Source organism: Methylobacillus draconifructus, assembly GCF_045984355.1.
Lineage (GTDB): Bacteria > Pseudomonadota > Gammaproteobacteria > Burkholderiales > Methylophilaceae > Methylobacillus > Methylobacillus flagellatus_A.
In genome coordinates this window covers 545,204-564,113 of the sequence record NZ_JBJQII010000002.1, presented here as the reverse complement: position 1 = coordinate 564,113, position 18,910 = coordinate 545,204, and the positions used below count along the sequence as shown (strand labels likewise).

At 55.2% G+C, this 18,910-nt stretch carries 15 protein-coding genes and 1 rRNA gene; 8 read left to right on the top strand and 8 right to left on the bottom strand.

From position 1 onward, the window contains the following. Positions 1-6 precede the first annotated feature (6 nt). Positions 7-120: ribosomal RNA gene (gene rrf / locus ACJSDX_RS06490) — 5S ribosomal RNA — on the top strand. A gap of 186 nt (positions 121-306) precedes the next feature. Here rrf and ACJSDX_RS06485 read toward each other — a convergent pair. Beyond that, complete coding sequence (locus ACJSDX_RS06485) at positions 307-1,074, bottom strand: ParA family protein (RefSeq protein WP_407994000.1); 768 nt, start codon at positions 1,072-1,074, stop codon at positions 307-309. A gap of 129 nt (positions 1,075-1,203) precedes the next feature. On the opposite strand from ACJSDX_RS06485, the gene msrA reads away from it, so the two are divergent. Further along, positions 1,204-1,758, top strand: coding sequence for a peptide-methionine (S)-S-oxide reductase MsrA (msrA, locus tag ACJSDX_RS06480; RefSeq protein ID WP_407993999.1), 555 nt, complete (start codon positions 1,204-1,206; stop codon positions 1,756-1,758). Positions 1,759-1,761: 3 nt separating this feature from the next. Here msrA and corA read toward each other — a convergent pair whose 3' ends face one another. After that, complete coding sequence (corA, locus tag ACJSDX_RS06475) at positions 1,762-2,832, bottom strand: magnesium/cobalt transporter CorA (RefSeq protein WP_407993998.1); 1,071 nt, start codon at positions 2,830-2,832, stop codon at positions 1,762-1,764. A 241-nt stretch (positions 2,833-3,073) separates the two neighbouring features. Between corA and ACJSDX_RS06470 the strand changes: the two genes are divergently transcribed. Then, positions 3,074-3,394 (top strand): hypothetical protein, encoded by a 321-nt coding sequence (locus ACJSDX_RS06470; RefSeq protein ID WP_309566720.1) that lies wholly within the window; start codon positions 3,074-3,076, stop codon positions 3,392-3,394. Here the strand turns inward: ACJSDX_RS06470 and ACJSDX_RS06465 are convergent, their stop codons facing one another. Then, positions 3,395-4,003 carry a flavin reductase family protein gene (locus tag ACJSDX_RS06465; RefSeq protein WP_407993997.1) on the bottom strand — a complete coding sequence of 203 codons (609 nt, stop codon included), beginning with the start codon at positions 4,001-4,003 and terminating at the stop codon, positions 3,395-3,397. Position 4,004: 1 nt separating this feature from the next. Then, positions 4,005-5,786 carry a glutamine--tRNA ligase/YqeY domain fusion protein gene (locus tag ACJSDX_RS06460; RefSeq protein ID WP_407993996.1) on the bottom strand — a complete coding sequence of 594 codons (1,782 nt, stop codon included), beginning with the start codon at positions 5,784-5,786 and terminating at the stop codon, positions 4,005-4,007. A 126-nt stretch (positions 5,787-5,912) separates the two neighbouring features. Here ACJSDX_RS06460 and birA point away from each other — a divergent pair, with 126 nt between their 5' ends. Genes birA through ACJSDX_RS06445 form a run of 3 tightly spaced genes read left to right on the top strand, consistent with a single transcriptional unit; the run spans position 5,913 to position 8,293 of the window. Then, positions 5,913-6,890 (top strand): bifunctional biotin--[acetyl-CoA-carboxylase] ligase/biotin operon repressor BirA, encoded by a 978-nt coding sequence (gene birA, locus ACJSDX_RS06455; protein ID WP_407993995.1) that lies wholly within the window; start codon positions 5,913-5,915, stop codon positions 6,888-6,890. Next, a complete protein-coding gene (locus ACJSDX_RS06450) occupies positions 6,891-7,640 on the top strand; it encodes a type III pantothenate kinase (RefSeq protein ID WP_407993994.1) in 750 nt (249 codons plus the stop codon). After that, the gene (locus ACJSDX_RS06445; RefSeq protein WP_407994014.1) at positions 7,637-8,293 is read left to right on the top strand and encodes an SPOR domain-containing protein; all 657 of its coding nucleotides are present in this window, start codon (positions 7,637-7,639) and stop codon (positions 8,291-8,293) included. The genes ACJSDX_RS06450 and ACJSDX_RS06445 overlap by 4 nt, the downstream gene beginning before the upstream one ends. On the opposite strand, the gene ACJSDX_RS06440 is transcribed toward ACJSDX_RS06445, so the two are convergent. The 4 genes from ACJSDX_RS06440 to ACJSDX_RS06425 all read right to left on the bottom strand — a co-directional run bounded on the left by ACJSDX_RS06440 (position 8,280) and on the right by ACJSDX_RS06425 (position 14,607). After that, positions 8,280-8,687 carry a hypothetical protein gene (locus ACJSDX_RS06440; RefSeq protein WP_407993993.1) on the bottom strand — a complete coding sequence of 136 codons (408 nt, stop codon included), beginning with the start codon at positions 8,685-8,687 and terminating at the stop codon, positions 8,280-8,282. The genes ACJSDX_RS06445 and ACJSDX_RS06440 overlap by 14 nt on opposite strands. Positions 8,688-8,774: 87 nt before the next feature. Continuing rightward, complete coding sequence (locus ACJSDX_RS06435) at positions 8,775-10,172, bottom strand: efflux transporter outer membrane subunit (protein WP_407993992.1); 1,398 nt, start codon at positions 10,170-10,172, stop codon at positions 8,775-8,777. Next, positions 10,169-11,428, bottom strand: coding sequence for an efflux RND transporter periplasmic adaptor subunit (locus ACJSDX_RS06430; RefSeq protein WP_407993991.1), 1,260 nt, complete (start codon positions 11,426-11,428; stop codon positions 10,169-10,171). Before ACJSDX_RS06430 ends, ACJSDX_RS06435 begins: the two co-directional genes overlap by 4 nt. Beyond that, complete coding sequence (locus ACJSDX_RS06425; protein WP_407993990.1) at positions 11,425-14,607, bottom strand: efflux RND transporter permease subunit; 3,183 nt, start codon at positions 14,605-14,607, stop codon at positions 11,425-11,427. The genes ACJSDX_RS06430 and ACJSDX_RS06425 overlap by 4 nt, the downstream gene beginning before the upstream one ends. Before the next feature lie 652 nt (positions 14,608-15,259). Between ACJSDX_RS06425 and ACJSDX_RS06420 the strand changes: the two genes are divergently transcribed. Continuing rightward, complete coding sequence (locus ACJSDX_RS06420) at positions 15,260-17,395, top strand: DUF1549 and DUF1553 domain-containing protein (protein ID WP_407993989.1); 2,136 nt, start codon at positions 15,260-15,262, stop codon at positions 17,393-17,395. A 57-nt stretch (positions 17,396-17,452) separates the two neighbouring features. After that, the gene (locus tag ACJSDX_RS06415) at positions 17,453-18,895 is read left to right on the top strand and encodes a DUF1501 domain-containing protein (protein WP_407993988.1); all 1,443 of its coding nucleotides are present in this window, start codon (positions 17,453-17,455) and stop codon (positions 18,893-18,895) included. Positions 18,896-18,910: the final 15 nt, after the last annotated feature.

Below are 18,910 nucleotides of genomic sequence, written 5' to 3'. Positions count from 1 at the left end.
GTTATGTCTGGCGGCCATAGCGAATTGGAACCACCCCTTCCCATCTCGAACAGGGCCGTGAAACGATTCCGCGCCAATGATAGTATGCACCTCGCATGCGAAAGTAGGTCACCGCCAGACTTTTATTCAAAGGCCCGCTAGTTTTCTAGCGGGCTTTTTCATTTTTAAACGTCGGTTTAATTCATGGGCCTGAGTGAGATCGCAAAGATCTTGTGACGTTTTGCAGGTGATTTTTAGGGGCTAGGTTTAGGCAGTAAATCTAGAGGTGCTGCAGTAGGCTTTATATGAAGTATTGCGGTAGCTAACTTACTCTTTTGGCCATTTCTGCGCCAATTCAATCAATAACGCCAAGTAGTTTTGCGCGCCGGTACTGTTGGGTTGGTGGCGGAATATGTCAACGCCGTGCTCGGGGCTTTCTGCCACTGCGACATTTTCTGAAATGACGGTGTCGAGCAGGTTATGCCCAAACAGTTCCTTGGCTTTTTTCTGTACTTCGAATGTCATGCTGCGCCTGCGGTCGAAGCGGGTCAGTAGGTAGCGGCGCTCTATCGGCCGCTTTAATACGGGCTCGATGGCAGCCAGGGTGTCACCGACCTTCTTCGCGCCTCTGAGGGAAAGAAAGTCGGAAGAGATGGGAATAATGACGAGGTCGGCGGCAAATATGGCGCTGAGCGACAGCGTGCCCAGGTAAGGGCAGCAATCAATCAATGTGTGGCGGTTCATATACAGCTTGTCTGCAATATCGAGCCCGTGGCGCAGCTTGTTGAGTATCGCCGGGCCTTTGCCGAAGGCGGAGTCAACCTTGATCAGTTCCTTGTGGGAGGGAATTAGATAGCCGAGCCCAGGCCATTGGACTTCCAGGTGATAAAGCGGTTTGTCATCTTGATAGAATGCAAACAAGCTTTGCTTGGCGCTTTCCGGAGGGTGGCCGTAAATCTGGGTCAGGTGCGCTTGCGGGTCCATGTCGATCAACAGCGCCTCCTTGCCCGTGCGTTGCAATGCTGCGGCAAGGTTGAGGGCCGTGGTGGTTTTTGCTACCCCACCTTTCTGGTTAAAAACTGCAATACGCGCCATAATATTTCTACTGATCTAGATAGTTTGCAGGATCCTAGCTCGCATTATCCTGTATCCGCCTCGCGTCCAATCCGAGGATTTGAGGCGGGAACATGCTACTTTTTACCGTTTGAACCGGTATTGAGATAAATGGAAGGGAATCTCGTGGCTGAATCAATAGCTATTTTTGCAGGGGGGTGCTTTTGGTGTCTCGAACCTGTGTTCTCGCAGCTGCGAGGAGTCAAGCAGGTGGTGTCCGGCTATATCGGCGGCCAGGTTGCGCATCCAACTTATGAAGAGGTCTGCACTGGGACGACAGGGCACGCTGAGGCGATCAAGATCGTCTTTGATCCAGCGGAGATTGATTACGAAGTGTTGCTCGAGGTGTTTTTCCTTGCGCACGATCCGACCACATTGAATCGACAAGGGCATGACGTAGGAACACAATATCGCTCAGCCGTGTTTTGTCAAAGCGGCGAGCAGCAGGCTGTGCTTGATCGACTGCTGGCAAAGTTCGCCAGCGAAAATACCTTTGGTGCGCCAGTAGTGACAGAGGTAAATGCAGGCGGCGAGTTTTATGCAGCTGAGCAATATCACCAGCAATACTATGCCCAACATCCGAACCAGCCTTATTGCTTGGCAGTGGCTGCGCCCAAGATCGCGAAGATACGTGCCAAGTATGCTGAGCGTATCAAACCGGAATGACGCTTAATGCCGGCTGAGCCATTGGCGGCGCCAGAAATGCAGGCCCATGCCTCCTGCCACCAGTAGCATCATGGCAATCGCAATCCAGAATCCCCAATGATCCTTAAGCAAGGGCATGCTCTCGAAATTCATGCCGAAAATGCCGGAGATCAAGGTCGCCGGCATGAATAGCATGGTGACGACCGTAAGGATCCGCACTTCTTTATTGACTTGGTTACTGATGCTGGATAGATAGATGTCCAGCATGCCTGCCAATAAATCCCGCAACGATTCCAGGGACTCGATGAAATGGATGCTGTGGTCGTAGACATCGCGCAGATAGAGGATGGTGTTTTCCTGGAAAAAGGCAAACTCATTGCGGATCAATGTATTGATGATTTCGCGCAATGGCCAGACGGCCCGGCGTAGGTCCATGGTTTCGCGCTTGAGCTTGTGTATGCTTTGCAGGACTGCATCACTGGGGCGGTGCAGGAGTTGGTCTTCCAGCTTTTCGCAATCGTCGCTGATCTGTTCGAGCATGACAAAGTATTTGTCCACGATCATGTCCAGCAGGGCATAGGCCAGGACGTCGGCCCCCGATTTGCGCAACAGGCCCTTATTGGCGCGCAGACGTTCGCGCACGGGGTCAAATGAGCCCGTCGGGCGTTCCTGGAATGAGAGGACAAAGCGGTTGCCGAGAATGATGCTGATTTGCTCGGAGTTGACCAACATCTGCTCCGAGTCATAGGCGAAAAAGCGCGTGACCAGGTACAGGTAGTCGTCATAGGCATCGACTTTGGGGCGCTGATCGGTATTGAGGATATCCTCAAGCACCAGCGGGTGCAGCTTGAAGCGCTGGCCTATCTCAGCCATGAGCTTAGGGTCGTGCAGTCCATGCACGTTAAGCCAGAGGATGCTGTCATCTGCGCTTGGCTGGATTTCATCCAGCGAGCTGATCGATTGTTCTTCGATATGTTCCGCGTTATAACGGAACAGGGTCAACGTAATCTGCGGCGTCTTGACATCCCCGGTATGCACCAGGGTGCCCGGAGGCAGGCCAGTTTTCTTGCTATGCGCATGGCGCCGTTTTTTCATCCTTGCTCCAGTGATTGAGGGTATTGTGCCTAGCCTGCAATGGATTTCTTGGCTCTTCCTCAAAGGGATGAGAAAACGCCAGTTTAGACAATGCTAGGTTGATCGCATGCTGGGTTAGAATATCTGGACTGCAGATCAATGCTTTGATTGTCGAGCGTATCAAACCTCAACACAATGGGTAGAGTAATACAACTGCAACGGCATATACAACCAAGTGCCGCATGATAGTAACGGAGGAAAAATGCGATTTTACTTGTTCGCCGGATTGTTGAGTCTGGCATTCAGCTTGCATGCTGCAGAGTCCGGCAGCGATGCGCAAGTGGGCCTGATCGAGGACGACAGCTCCGAGTGCCTTGCCAATGACGGCAAGCTGATCCTGCTGAAGAGCGATGCGGCTGAGACCATGGTGGTATGGCTGGATCGCTGGTTCATGGGAGTGCAGACCGCAGACCATACCAAGCATATTATTCAGCCTGGCGATGAGCCGATTGCACTAGGTTGCTCGGTGACCCGCGACAAGGAAAAGCAATACTGGACCATTGCCAGCGCACAGCCGCAATAATCAATCTTGTCGAGTAGCGATGCCTTCACCCGGCGTGAAGAAAAACCCGCCTGAGACGTGGTGTAGCGTACGCAAGTCATCATACCCGTCAAAATGCCAGCGTCCATTGCTGAATGCGCGGCTATCTGCATAGGCAGCGACAACTTCGGCGAGGAACAAGTCATAAGCCTGCTGGATATGCGGCTCGGGAATGATGCGGCATTCCAGCCAGGCGACACACCCCTCCAGCAACGGGGCTTCAACCTGCGAGGCAGCGAAGGTTGGCAGGTTCAAGGCGGCCACCTTGTTGTCAGGCGTTTTTCCCAATAATTCCCTGCCTGAACTTAAGCCAACCTTGATGACCATGTCTGCCTGGGCGCGGCATGGCACATTGATGGCAAATGTGCCGCTGGCCTCCATCAATTCCCGCGTATAGGTCTTCTTGTCGATGACAATCGCAACCCTGGATGGATTAAAGTCGAGCGGCATGTTCCAGGCAGCGGCCATCACATTGGAGCGGCCGTTGCAAGAAGAGCTGACCAGTACGGTGGGGCCGTGGTTGAGCAGGCGGAACGCCTTATCCAGCGGGACGGCTTGGATGGTTGCGGCAGACTGAATAGGCGATGCCATATTATTTTTGCCAGGCATCGCGCAAGGTCACGGTACGATTGAATACCGGCTTGCCTGGCTGGCTATCCTTGCTGTCCGCGACGAAGTAGCCATGGCGCTCGAACTGGAAGCGGTCTTCCGGCCGGGCCTCCTTCAATGCCGGCTCCAGTTGCGCGCTGATGGTTTTCACCGAGTCCGGGTTGAGGTCGTCCAAGTAGTCGCGGTCGGAGCCGTCTTCATGTTTGCCTTGGCCCGGATGGGCCTCCTTGAACAAGCGGTCGTACATGCGTACTTCGGCGGCGTAGGCATGCGCTGCCGATACCCAGTGGATGTTGCCCTTGACCTTGACGGAGTCTGCGCCTGGCGTGCCGGACTTGGTATCAGGCAGGTATTCGCAATGCACGACAGTGACGTTGCCAGCCGCATCCTTCTCGCAGCTTGTGCATTTGACGACATAGCCGTAGCGCAGGCGCACCATGTTGCCCGGGAACAGACGGAAATAGCCTTTGACCGGCTCTTCCATGAAGTCTTCGCGCTCTATCCACAATTCGCGCGAAAGCGGCACCACCCGGTGGCCGAGTTCTGGTTTTTGTGGATGGTTGGGGGCATGGCAATCCTCTGACTGGCCTTCTGGATAGTTGTCAATCACGAGCTTGATGGGGTCGAGCACGGCAATGCGGCGTTCCGCCGACGCATTGAGCACTTCGCGCATGCAATCCTCGAGGATGGTGTACTCGATCCAGGAGTCTGCCTTGGAAACGCCGATGCGTTCCGCAAACAGGCGGAAGCCTTCAGGCGCATAGCCGCGGCGGCGGGCGCCGACCAGGGTGGGCAGGCGGGGATCGTCCCAGCCGCTGACGAATTGCTTTTCCACCAGTTCGATCAGTTTGCGCTTGGAAAGCACGACATAGGTGAGGTTGAGGCGGGCAAACTCATACTGCTTGGGCAACGGGTGGGCGAGCAGGCCGCCTTCGGCCAGTTTTTCCAGTACCCAGTCGTAGAAGGGGCGCTGATCTTCGAACTCCAGGGTACAGATGGAATGGGTCACGCCTTCGTAGGCATCTTCCAGCGGATGGGCAAAGGTGTACATCGGGTAGATGCACCATTTGTCGCCAGTGTTGTGGTGGTGCGCGCGCTTGATGCGGTAAATCGCAGGGTCGCGCAGGTTGATGTTGGGCGAGGCCATGTCGATCTTGGCGCGCAGCACCATGCTGCCGTCCGCATGCTTGCCGTCGCGCATTTCGCGGAACAAGGCCAGGTTCTCCGCTACGGGGCGGTCACGCCATGGAGAGTTCTTGCCGGGCTCTGTCAGCGTGCCGCGGTTGATGCGCATTTCCTCGGCGGATTGCTGGTCGACATAGGCATTGCCCGATTCGATCAGGTATTCCGCGGCGCGGTACATGAAATCGAAGTAGTTGCTGGCGTAATAAAGGTGGGATTCGCCAAAGGCATCCCAGCCGAAGCCCAGCCATTTCACCGAGTCGGTGATGCTGTCGACGTATTCCTGCTCTTCCTTCTCCGGGTTGGTGTCGTCGAAACGCATATGGCATACGCCGCCGAAGTCGCGCGCCAGGCCGAAGTTGAGGCAGATGCTTTTGGCATGGCCTATATGCAGGTAACCGTTGGGTTCCGGCGGGAACCGGGTGCGAATTTTCGCCGGATCGGGCTCGCCGGCGGCTTGATGCGCGGCATCGCCGGGCGCGCGCGCCCAGCGGCGGCTGGCATAGGTGCCTTGTTCAAGGTCGCGCTCGACAATATTGCGGATAAAGTTGGAAGCTGGAACAACAGGGTTTTTTTCAGACATGGTGGCAGTACGCTATTGATTTGCGCCTATTTTACACCGTGTCATGTCCCAACGGACCGTCCTACGTGATGGTTGTGCCCAGAATATTCATTCGAGCACGATGGCTTGCGATATACTGCCTCAGCAATGAATAACTTGGTATTTCCCATATTGAGGTTGCTGGCAGACGGACGTTTTCACTCCGGTGAGGACATCGCCCGCCAGTTTTCCGTGACCCGCGCCTCGGTCTGGAATGCAATCCAGGCCGCGGAGGCATTGGGGGTCGAAATTTTTTCCGTGCGCGGGCGAGGGTATCGCCTGCCGGAACCGCTCCATTTGCTGAATGAACAGGCCGTACTGATGGCGTTGGGCAATCAGCAACAGCGTTTCAAACTGGCATTGTTCGACTCGATCGAATCCACGAACAGCTATCTGATGCAGCAGGCCGCCCTTGGCGCGCCCCATGGCACGGTGGCGGCAGCCTTGTTGCAAACCAAGGGGCGCGGCCGTCGCGGGCGGAGTTGGCAATCTGCTTTTGGGGCCAGCCTGACGTTTTCATTGCTATGGCGCTTCCAGATGGGGGCTTCCGCGTTATCCGGCTTGAGCCTGGCGGCGGGGCTGGCATTGGTGCGCACCCTGCATCAATATGGTTTGCGCAGTGCGCAATTGAAATGGCCCAACGATATCCTGGTTCGGGAGCGCAAGCTGGCCGGAATATTGATCGAGTTGCATGGGGATATGGACGGGCCCAGCGCGGCAGTGATCGGCATAGGCCTCAATCTCAGGCTGCCCGCCGCCACGCGCGGGCAGATCGATCAGCCGGTGACGGATATGGCGAGCCACCTGCCTGTCGAGATTAACCCGAACGACATACTTGGACAGTTGTTGAACCATTTGGCGCAGGTGCTGGATGAATTCGAGCAGTCAGGCTTTGCGGCCATGCGCGAGGAATGGCAATCCCATCACGCTTTCCAGGGCGAGACCGTCAAGTTGCTGTTCCCGGACGGACGCGAACAATATGGCAATGTGGAGGGCATCGCCGATGACGGCGTATTGCTGGTACGGAACGAGCATGGCACCCAGCGCTTTTCTTCCGGCGAGATCAGCGTGCGGGGAATGAACTAAATGAGTTATTTGCTGGCCATTGATGCGGGAAATACGCGCACCAAGTGGGCGGTGCTGCAATACGCAAGCGGAGAGATTTTGCAGCATGGCGTACTCAATGGCGATGACATGCCTGCTGCATGGCAACAGTGTGACCGGGTTGCTGTGGCCAATGTGGCCGGGCCGGATCGATACACTCTGCTTGATCAGCAACTCAAGCCGCTTGGCGTGCCTGTGCGTTGGCATGCCAGCACAATGCAGGCATGCGGCTTGAGCAATGGCTATGCGGTACCGGAGCAACTGGGCGTGGACCGTTGGGCGGCCATGATAGCGGCCTGGCAATATTATCAGCGCAGTTGCCTGGTAGTGAATGCAGGAACTGCTTTGACGGTTGATATGATTGAGAAAACTTCGCCCGGGCAGGCGCGTTTTATCGGTGGCATCATCATGCCTGGGATGCGGCTGATGCAGACCAGCATCGCCAATGCGGCAGCCAATATCGGAAGAGCACTGGGGGTGTTCCAGGATTTTCCCTTGAACACGCAGGACGGAGTCTACAGCGGCAGCCTTTACGCGTCAGCCGGGGCTGTCGATAATTTGCTGCAGGTGCTCAGCGAGCATTGCGGGCATGTGGTGCCATGCATGCTGAGCGGTGGCGACGCGGTTGTTTTGCTGCCATTATTGCAAAGGCACGTATTGGCAAGGGAATACAATCTAGAGGAAAACCTGGTATTGCAGGGGTTGTGGTACATGGAAAGAGAATTGCCATGAAGTGGATAGTGGGCGGTTTGCTTGTATTGAATCTTGGCTTGTGGATAGCCGTTGGCTGGTTTCATCCGCAACCGGCATCCAAGACGCATATACATGAACCGCTGTCTGCCGACAAGATCAAACTGTTGACGCAGGAAGAGGTAGACGCATTGCCCAAGGCAGACGAAACCGGCGACGCCAGGCAGGATGAGGGGTATGCTTGTTACGAGTGGGGCAGTTTCTCCGTGGAAGGGCTGCAACGCGCGCAAGCCATACTCAACCAGCATTCATTGGTTGCGACGGTACAGCAGAAAAGCATGCAGGAAGCATTGCGCTATTGGGTATATATCCCGCCATTGCCCTCGTTGCAGGCAGCGCAAAGCAAAGTGGGGGAGCTGAAGGCGCTCGGCGTGGACGTGAGCTTCATCATTCAGGAGCCGCCCTGGCGCAATGCAATTTCGCTTGGGGTCTTCAAGGATGAACGTTTAGCGAATAAACTACTCGAACAATTGCAGCGCCAAGGGGTTAGATCAGCGCAAAAAGGGGTGCGCAATCAGGAAAAGGGGCGTGTCAGTTTGCTTATCAATGATATGTCAGCCGAGATGGCGGCCGAGTTGAACAAACAAGGTACAAACTTCCCTGGTAGTGAACTTAAACAGGTTATTTGCCAATAGGAGTCTGTATGGGAATTTTCAAGGATATCGTCAAGAAAGTTGCACTGGCTGCCGCGGTTATCGCAGGGAAGCGAATATTGAGCAAGGTGGTCACCGATGTGATCGACGGAGATAAAGCCACGACGGAACCGGCAGCGCCAGCCCCGGCAAGCAAACCCAAGTCTACTACTTCCAGCAGGAGAAAGCCGGCGGCGAGCCGAGCCAAGACTGCCAGCAGCAAGAGTGGCGAAACAACGGCCAAATCCACAAGCAAGCCGAAATCGGCAAGCAGTGCGGCTTCTGGGCCTAAGACCGCTGCCAAGCCGAGGTCAACCCGTAAGCCGCGTACCAATAATTCAACAGCCGCTAAATCTGCCGAGAAAAGCGTGAGCAGCGGCGATACAACGGCAACCAATAAAGCGCCTCAAGACGAAAGCAAGAGCGAGGCTAGCTAGCTTTCGTTTTGTTTGTCATGTGATGAAGCTGTCGAGGGGGTAGGCTACTATTCCCAGCCCCCTCCCAACGTTTTGATGAGATATACCGTATTCACCAGCCGTTGACCGGTGATCTGCTGTACCAGCCTACGGTTTTCCAACTGTGTCTGCCTAGCGACAAATAACTCGAACGAGGTTGCCAGCCCGTTCTTGTATTGGTATTCAATAATCTCAGCTGCCTGCGTGGCAGCGCGTTCCGCAGCGTGGTTGTTTTCTGCCGCATCTGCAAGCGCCTTGTCCGTACTCAGGCCGTCTTCGACTTCTTGCAATGCAAGCAATACGGTTTGCCTGTAGTTCGACGTTGCCAGTTCATGGCCCGCCTTGGCGAAATCTATCCTGGCATTATTCCGCTTGTCGAAAATTGTCTGGCTCAGGGCGACGCCCAGGGACCATACAATACTGGGCGCATCGAACAAGTTATTGAATTCACTGCTTTGCCACCCTCTGCCGGCTGATAGTCTCAAACTAGGGAACCACGCAGCTTTTGCAACGCCGATTTGCGCATTGGCCGCGGCCACGCTACGCTCAGCCGACGCCACGTCCGGCCGCCTTTCCAGGACTTGGGCCGGCAAGTCTACGGGGACGATGGGAATCTCGCCCGGCAATACGGCGGTGGGCGGAGTGAAATCCGCCACAGCGACCCCGGTCAATGTGGCGAGTGCATGCAGGGTTTGCTTGCGCTGATTCTGCAATAAGTCCAATTGTGCTTGGGTGCTGCTTAACAGCGATTCTTGCTGCAGACTGTCCAACTTGGAGGCAACGCCGTTTTGTTCGCGGAAGTGTGTCAGCGCTACGGTATTTTTCTGAATCTCAATGATCTCTTGCAGCGCTGCGATTTCGGCTTCTTTCGCGCATAGGTTGAAGTAGTTTGCGGCTACTTCGGCCGCCAGGACGAGCTTGATGTTTTCCAAATCCGCCTTTGCCTGCTGCTGACTGGCTGTGGAGGATTCCACTTCTCTGCCGATGCGGCCGAATAGGTCAACTTCATATGCCGCACTGAACAATGGATTGATATTCGTCTGGATCTGGGTTGAAACGCTGGTGTTTCTGGCATTGTTGGGCCGGTTCGCCGAGGGCTGGGTGCGGGCAGCGTCTAGCCCTAATTGCAACGTCGGAAAGTATGCGCCGCGGGATATCTGGGTGAGCGCTCTGGCTTGTTCCAGTCTTGCCAGGCTGGCCTTGATCGTCTGGTTGCTGTCCAGTGCCTGCTGCTCCAGCCGGTTGAGCTCCGCATCGCCGAAGATCTCCCACCAACTCCCTTTGCTGTGGGTATCCCGGGGTTGGGCCGTATGCCAGCCTTCCTGCCAGGCCTGGGGAATTTGCACGGCTGGCTTCTGGTAGTCCGGGCCGACGGCGCAGCCTGATAGCAGCGCTGCCAGCGACAATGCTTGGGTCAGGGTTTTCATGCGGGTGCCTGGCTCCTAGAGGTTGCCGAGGCAGGAACCCGGTCCTGGTCCTTGGCGGTAGGCCTTTCCTGCTTTTTCTCGTTCTGAGAAGGCACTTCTTGCGCCAGGACCTGCTCGTTTTCCTCCAGAGAGTCAGCCGGGTTCAATATCAGCCTGTCTTCGCTGGAAATGCCGTTCAGGATTTCCACAGTTCTGCCCAGGTCGCGTCCCAGCCGGACCGTGCGGAATGCCACTTTGTCTTCCGGAGTCAGCACGGCGATGCGGGGTTCATCCTTGCCCAGAATGAGGACGCTCGCAGGGACGATCAATGCCTTGACGGCGCTGACCAGCTCCAGGCTGACGTCCACAAAGGCGCCAGGGATCAGCTCGCCATCCGGGTTTGGCAGCAGGATTTCCACCTGGCGCGCCCGCGTGACAGGATCCAGTGCCCCGGCCAGGTGGGTGATATTCCCGGAAAAGGTTTTATCGGGGGCCTCGTTCAAGCAGATGGCGACCTGTTGGCCTTGTTTGATGCCGCTTGCATACGCCTGCGGTATCCAGAGGGATATCCTTTGCTTGTCGGTTTGCGCAAGGGTGAACAACGGGGTGGTGCCTGCCGTGATCAGGGCGCCCACGTCCACTTGGCGGTTGACAATGGTGCCGGAGAACGGGGCGGTAATGCGCCGGAATTCGTCGAGCTGCTGCAGTCGCTTGACGGTGGTTTTCGCGACTTCAAGCTCGGCATTGGCCTGGGCCAGCAGGCTGCGCTTTTCTTCCAGGTCCTGCTGCGTGACCGATTCGCGCTGGCGTAATATTTCCCATCGCTCCTGGGTCAGCTTGGCTAGTGCCTGCCTGGCTTGTACCTGCTCCATCGCCGCTTGCGCCTGCGCCAGCTCCTGGGTTTGCTCCGGGGTCTCGACCTCCGCCAGCAGCTCCCCTTTTTTCACCTTGTCGCCCAAGGTCTTGTGCCATGTGGAAAGATAGCCGTTGCTGCGGGCATAGAGCACCGCCTCGCTATAACCGCGCAGCGTGGCCGGCAGGGTGATGCTGTTGACCAGGTTGCCAGGTTTCGCATAAGTGAAGTTGACCGAGCGTTGCCAATTTTCATGCGTGCGTGACTCCAGCGCAGAGGCAGCCATTGCATTGAGCGTAAAGCGAAAAATGCCGCTGCAAACCAGGATCGACAGCAATATCAGGCAAAGCCAGCCGAAGCGCCGCAATGTGCCTGTCGAGTCAGTTGCCGGGTTGGAGAGCAGGTTGGGTTCTATATCGGTCATGGTGTGGTCGGTTCGGGATGTATTGGATTGATGCTGGCATTCGTTGATGCCTGGCGGAAACGATGCAGGCTGGCGAATACCACGGGGACGAACAGCAGGGTGGAGACAGTGGCAAATAACAGGCCTCCGATCACTGCCCGGCCCAACGGGGCGTTTTGTTCGCCGCCTTCGCCGAGGCCCAGCGCCATCGGCAGCATGCCGACAATCATGGCGGAAGCCGTCATCAATACTGGGCGCAGGCGGGTTGCACCTGCTTCCAGTGCGGCGGTCAGCGGCGGGACGCCGCGTGCAAGTTGGGCGCGTGCGAACGAAATGACAAGAATGCTGTTTGCCGTCACTACGCCGATTGCCATGATCATACCTGTCAAGGCGGGCACGCTGAGCGTGGTGCCGCTCAGGAATAATGTCCATGCGATACCTGCCAGCGCGGCGGGCAGGGCGCTGATGATGATGGCGGCATCCAGCCAGGATTGGAAGTTGACCACGATAAGCAGGTAGACCAGCACAATGGCAACAATCAGGCCGGTCCCTAATCCGATGAACGCCGTTTCCAATGTCAGGCTCTGGCCCCTGACTTCAATTTCAGACCCGGCAGGCAATTCGTTGCGGGTTTCTTCCACTAGTTTTTGAATGGCGCGGCTGGCGCTGCCAAGGTCACGGCCCTGGACACTGGCATAGACATTGACCACTTGATTGACATCGTAATGGGAAACGACCGGCTGTTGTGCCGAGCGGGAGATTTTGACCAAGTTGCCGAGCAATTGCGGCTCGCTTGCGTTGGTGCTTTTGACGGGAGTACGCAAGAGCGCGTCTATGCTGGCAATATCTTTTTCCAGGGAGTTGACACCGATATTGTATGTATTGCCATTGACGGGGTTGAGCCAATAGACGGGTGCGGTCTGCATACTGCCGCTCAGGGAGATCATGAGGTTCTGCGCCACATCGTTTGCAGTCAAATTCAATTGGTGCAAGTGGGCGCGATCCATTTCAAGCGCCAACACCGGCTTGCTCCAACGCTGATGGACGTGGGCGTCTACTACGCCAGGTATTTGCCGCAGCTTGTTACTAAAGCGATTGGCTATTTTCGTATTTTCTTCGGTCTTGTTTCCCTTGAACAGGATGTCGATAGGGGCAGGGATGCCGAAGTTGAGGGTTTGGCTGACCTGGTCTGCCGGCTGGAAGAAGAACTCCACTTCAGGAAAGGCACGCGGCAAGGTTTCCCTTAGTTCGGTGATGTAATCCGCCGTAGGGTGTTTTTTGTAATTGGTGAGGGAAATCATGATCTCCGAATCAGAGGACTCCACCGTGCCGGCATTGCCGAACAAGGTATTTCGCGGTGAGTAGGGCCCGCCAACGATGTCCAGTACGTTGCCGATCTCGGATGCCGGGATCACTGTCTTGATATGCTGCTCTATCTTGTCTACCAGTTTGGGCATTTCTTCAATGCGTGTGCCGGAAGGCGCCCGGATATGCAACCGTATCTGTCCCGCATCTACCTGGGGGAAGAGGTCCTGCCCCAGCAATGGGAAAATCCCCAACGAAAGCAGGCAGAACGAGGTAAACAGCAAACTGAAGCTGCGACGGCGGTTCAGCAGCGCCCCCAACAGGCTGACATAAGACTGCCGAAAGGTTTCAAATGCCCTGTTGAATTTTCGATGCAGGCCCGACACTATCTTGATATCGCCTGCTTGTGTGCCTTTCCTTTTCGCCGTCATCATGAACATCACCAGCGTTGGAACGAGGGTGCGTGAAATGATGTACGAAGCCAGCATGGCGAATATCACAGCCTCTGCCATAGGAACGAACAAATAGCGCGGAATGCCTTCCAGGAAAAACATGGGTGCAAACACGATACATATGCATAGGGTGGAGACAAAGGCGGGCACGGCGATCTCCGCCGCGCCGTCAAGAATCGCTTGGTGAGGAGGCTTGCCCATATGCATATGCCGCTCCACATTCTCAATTTCTACCGTGGCATCATCCACCAGGATGCCGATCGCAAGGGCAAGGCCGCCCAGCGTCATGAGGTTGATGGTCTCGCCAATCGCATGCAGCACGATCAATGAGGACATGATGGATAACGGGATGGATACCGCGATAATCGCAGTGGTTTGCCAGTTGCCGAGGAAAAGCAAGATCAGCGCGGCGGTCAGGGCCGCGGCAATCAATGCCTCAAACACCACGTTGCTGATGGCCGCTTTGACAAACAATGACTGGTCAAACATGGCTTTAAGCTTGATGTTTTCCAAGGCTTCCATTGTCTTCGGCAGGGCAGCCTTCACCTTGTTGACCACATCCAGCGATGATGCGCCACCCGTTTTCAATACAGAGACAAGAATGCCGCGCTCTCCGTCTTGCCGCACGATATTGGTTGCTGGGGTGGAGCCATCGCGCACCTGGGCCACGTCGCGTACATAGGTGGTCCTGCCGTCAATGGTACGGATCGGGATATCGCCTATCTTGGGAATGCTTGAAATCGCCCCGTTAAGATTGACGTCATATTGGCTTTCCCCCAGTTTGATGGTGCCGGTCGGCAAGATCAGGGTTTGCTCGGCAATGGCATTGCTGACGTCTCTCGGCGTCAGGCCGTTGGCCATCAAGGCCGCGTTATTGAGGTTCACCGCCACTTGCCGCCCACGATTCCCGTAAGGAAACGTCATTGTCACCCCTTGAATCTTCAGGAGGTTGGGACGCAGGATATTGTTGACGGCATCGCCAATTTCAATATCGGAAACGGTCTCGCTCGACAGGCCGAGCTGTATCAGGGGGAGGTCTGTCGCTGAGTATTGGACCACTTGCGCCGGTTGCATGCCGAGCGGCATGGAGCGCTGGGCAGTCGTGACGTTGGAAAGCACCTGGGTCATTGCTGAGCGGATGTCGGTTCCTTGCTGGAAAAATATCTTGCTGATGGACAGGCCATTCAATGAGACCGATTCCGTGTGTTCGACATCCTCTACTGTTTGATTGAGCCCGCGCAGGGTCGGACTGGTGATGCGGTCTGCAATTTCCTTTGCGGAAAGTCCGTTGTAAGTCCAGGTAACGGCGATCACGGGAATATGGATATTAGGGAATATATCCATCGGCATGTTGCGCAGGACGTAGGGCGTGGACAATACAATTAAAAGCGCCGCGACAATAAAGGTGTAAGGGCGGCGAAGGGCAATATTGACAATCCACATAACTAAAATTTATCTCCGATATTTCTGCTGAATATCTGACGTGACTGCTGAGGAATTCTCACGCAAGGACCGAGATAAATAGCAAAAATCATACCTGAAAATAAACGTAGGAATCCGCCATATAAAAGCTAAAAATTACGAAGAATTGTTTATTTTCAAGCAGCTCCATGTTGATTTTCGATCACCTGTTTTAATTGGTGCAGTCTGAAAGTTGATGTCAAAAAATTCGACTGTATTGGGATCAACATTTTCTTTTGGTTTTCTGTTGTTGCCACAGCAGATTATGGGAAATTTTTTGCTTCTCAAATAAAGGGTTATATTGTTTTTTTATTTTAAATCAATGTATTAATTTATATTGTGGAAGGGGGTGGTTTGGCTGGCACATTAAATGCTCATGAATTGTGGGTTTAACGCATTGGCGTTTTTAAGGTTTAAAAATGCTGATTATCCGACAATTAAGGAATCATCCAAAATGAGAAAAAACGTTAGTTTTTTGATTCTAGTCATGTTGCTTGGCACAAGCTGGGCTATTGCGGCAGAGTCTGAGACAGATGCTTCTGCAAAAGCTGGCACAAGCAGAGGCAAGGATCGCGATTGGGCTTGGCAGCCTATCGCTTCGCCAGCAGTTCCTGCCATACAGCAAAAGAAATTCGTGCGTACGCCCATAGACGCATTTGTGCTTGCCAAGTTGGAAGAGAAGGGTATCAAGCCTTCCCCGGAAGCTAGCCGTGCCGCGTTTATCCGCCGTGCAACTTTAGATGCCTGGGGCTTGATTCCAACCACCGCCGAGGTTGACGCTTTTGTTAACGATAAATCGCCGAACGCCTATGAGAAGCTGGTGGATCGTTTGCTGGCTTCGCCGCGCTATGGCGAGCGCCAAGCGCGCAAATGGTTGGATCTGGCCCGTTATGCCGATAGTACCGGCTTTCAGAATGATTACACCCGTCCTAATATGTGGCGCTATCGCGACTATGTCATCAACGCTTTCAATGAAGACAAGCCGTATAACCAATTTCTCAAGGAGCAATTGGCCGGAGATGAGTTGTATCCCGGCGACAACAATGCATTGATTGCTACCGGGTTCCTGGCTGGCTTTCCCGACAACAAGAATTCGCGCGACTTGATACAGCGCAAATACCAGATCGCGACAGACATTACCGATACGATCGGCACTGCAATCCTGGGTACCACGCTTGAGTGCGCAAGGTGCCACAACCATAAGTCCGACAAGATTACGCAGAAGGACTATTTCGCATTGCATTCGTTCTTTGCCAATGTGAATCTGGTTGAGAACATTCCCGCGCCCAAAGGCCCGGTTGAAATTCAATACGAGCAAGACCTGGCGAAATGGGAAGCAGCGACCAAGGAGCTCAGGGACAAGCGTGCCGCCATCATCGAGCCAATCAGGGCCGCAGCGGAAAAGTACCATCGGGAGCGCTATTTGACCGATAGCCGTGAATCCATCTTTAAGCCCAAGGAGGAATGGAACGCCACGGATCGCTGGGTGCATCATCGCTTGGCCAATGTGACGACCGAGGAGGATTTCGGCGGTTATCTGCGGGTGACGGGCGAAAACAAGGATAGCCCCGAACATATCCCAGCTCATGCCGAAAAGTGGGTGGAATATAAGCGGCTGACGGATGAGTTGAAAAAGCTCGATAAGCTCAAGCCCAGCAAGGGGTCGGATACCATTTCGGCAATGACTGAGCTGGGATACCAGGATGCGCCGCAAAGCTATGTATTCTTCGGTGGCAACCATGAGCGCCCCCTCGACGAAGTGCATCCTGCATTCCCTGCCAACATCACCAGTGAGAAGCCCGTGATCGTGCCAACCGGGTTTTCCTCCGGCCGTCGTACTGCGCTCGCCAATTGGATAGCTAGCCCGACTAACCCATTGACTGCGCGCGTGTTCGTCAACCGTGTCTGGGACCAGTATTTCGGCACAGGCATCGTACGTACCGTCAGCGACTTCGGCCGTGCCGGCGATAAGCCGAACAATCCCGAACTGCTGGACTACTTGGCCAGCAATTTCGTGAAGCAGGGATGGAGCGTCAAGAAACTGCACAAGGAAATCCTGCTGTCCAGTATCTACCGTCAATCTTCCGATTATCGTGAAGACGTGCAAAAGGTAGATCCTGAAAACAAGCTGCTGGCTGTGTTCCCGCGCAAGCGCCTGGATGCGGAGCAAATTCGGGATTCCCTGCTGGTGGCCGCGGGCCGCCTGGACGACAAGATCGGCGGACCTAGCGTGATGCCGCCCGTCCCTGCCAACTTGAGTGCCGGGAATTTCTGGAAAGTGTCTGAAGACAAGAGTGACTGGAATCGCCGGAGCATCTACATCTTCACGCGTCGCAGCGTGCCATACCCATTGCTTTCGACATTTGATATGGCTTCGCCACAGCAAGCCCATAGCAAGCGGGATGTCACAACCACTCCATTGCAGGCGCTGACATTGGTCAATAGCGATGTCGTCTTCGAATGGTCGCAATCGCTGGCGGGTAGGGTGATCAGCGAAGCCGGTACTGATGAAAGCGCTCAGATCGACAAGCTTTATGAAATATTGTTTGCCCGTAAGCCGGATAAGACCGAGCGGGCAACCTTGGCCGCCTTCCTGAAGAACCATGAAAAAACGATCGAGGACAAGCTGAAAGATGCGAACGGGAAGTTGGCGCTGGCGGTGCCCGTCGGGCTGAAGGCCAACCAGCCCGTGAATCCAGTGCGTGCCTCGGCATTCGTGGATTTGGTGCATACCGTGGCCAATTCCAATGAATTTAGTTATCGCTTCTAGAAGTTTGCTGCTATTGCAAGTCTCTTAAGCATTGAAAATATTAAAGGAATCATCAATATGAGCAAGAATTCACGGCGTGATTTTCTGATTAAAGCCGGTTATGGTTTGGGTGGCATTACACTTAGCGGCCTGCTTCCCGGCGGCGGTATGTTGGCTACTGTTGCAAACGCAGGCACCCTGGATCCCCTGGCTCCCAAGCCAACCCATTTCCCCGCCAAGGTAAAGTCGGTGATTTGGCTGCATATGGATGGCGCTCCCAGCACGCTTGATTTGTACGACTATAAGCCAGACCTGGTGAAGCTTGCCGGCCAGCCGATTCCAGCCTCTTTCCTCAAGGGCATCAAAACCAGCACCCGGGGTGGGGCAGAAAAGCTGTTTGCTTCCAATCGCACGTGGAAGCAGCATGGCGAGAGCGGCGCATGGTTCTCGGATCTCCTGCCTAACCTTGCCAAGCAGGCAGACAAGATTGCGTTCGTGAAATCCAGCGTGACCATTGGCGCAACGCACGATATTTCCATCCTGAAGCTCAATACGGGCGACCTCAATCCGGGCCGCCCTTCGCTTGGCGCATGGATACAGTATGCGCTGGGATCGGCCAATCCTGACTTGCCTGCATATGTGGTGCTGTATTCCGGGGACAGGGAGCCTACGGGCGGCTCGGTGAACTGGAGCTCCGGCTTCCTGCCGGCGGTCTACCAAGGCACTGCGTTCCGGCCCGGACCTTCGCCTATCCTGCACTTGGACAAGCCAGAGCTGGTTGCGCAAGCACAACAGCGGGACAACCTGGATTTGCTCAAGCGCCTGAATGAGCACCACAGCGGTTTTTATCCCGGCGATACCGAGCTCAAGGCCAGATTGAATGCCTATGAATTGGCCTACCGTATGGAGTCTGCCGCCCCTGAGGCTGTGGATCTGAGCAAAGAGTCAGATGCAACCAAAGAGCTGTACGGGATTAATGACGAGCATACCAGGGACTATGGAACCAATATGCTGCGCGCGCGCCGCTTGGTCGAGCGAGGCGTCAGGTTCATCCAGGTGGTGTCGGGCCCGGCGATTGGTGCCGGGGACAGGCGCAACTGGGATGCTCACCAGGATCTGGAAGACAACCACGGCGCTCATGCGAAGGCGGTGGACAAGCCTATCGCAGGCCTGTTGGCCGATCTCGAGGCACGCGGCTTGCTGGATTCCACCTTGATCGTCTGGGCGTCGGAATTCGGGCGCACCTCTTACGGTGAAAGCGGCACCGGGCGTGACCACAATCCATGGGGCTATACCCAATGGCTGGCCGGCGGCGGCGTCAAGGCTGGTACTACGTTCGGCCAAACCGATGAAGTCGGCTTGCAGGCCGTGGGGGATCAAACCATGGATACCTATGACCTGCATGCGACCGTGCTGCAGTTGCTCGGCCTGGACCACCTCAAAACCACCTTCCTCCATAACGGGCGTTCGGAGCGCCCGACGGTGGTATATGGCCAGGTGATCAAGGAGCTGTTGGCCTGACACTGAATGATGTTG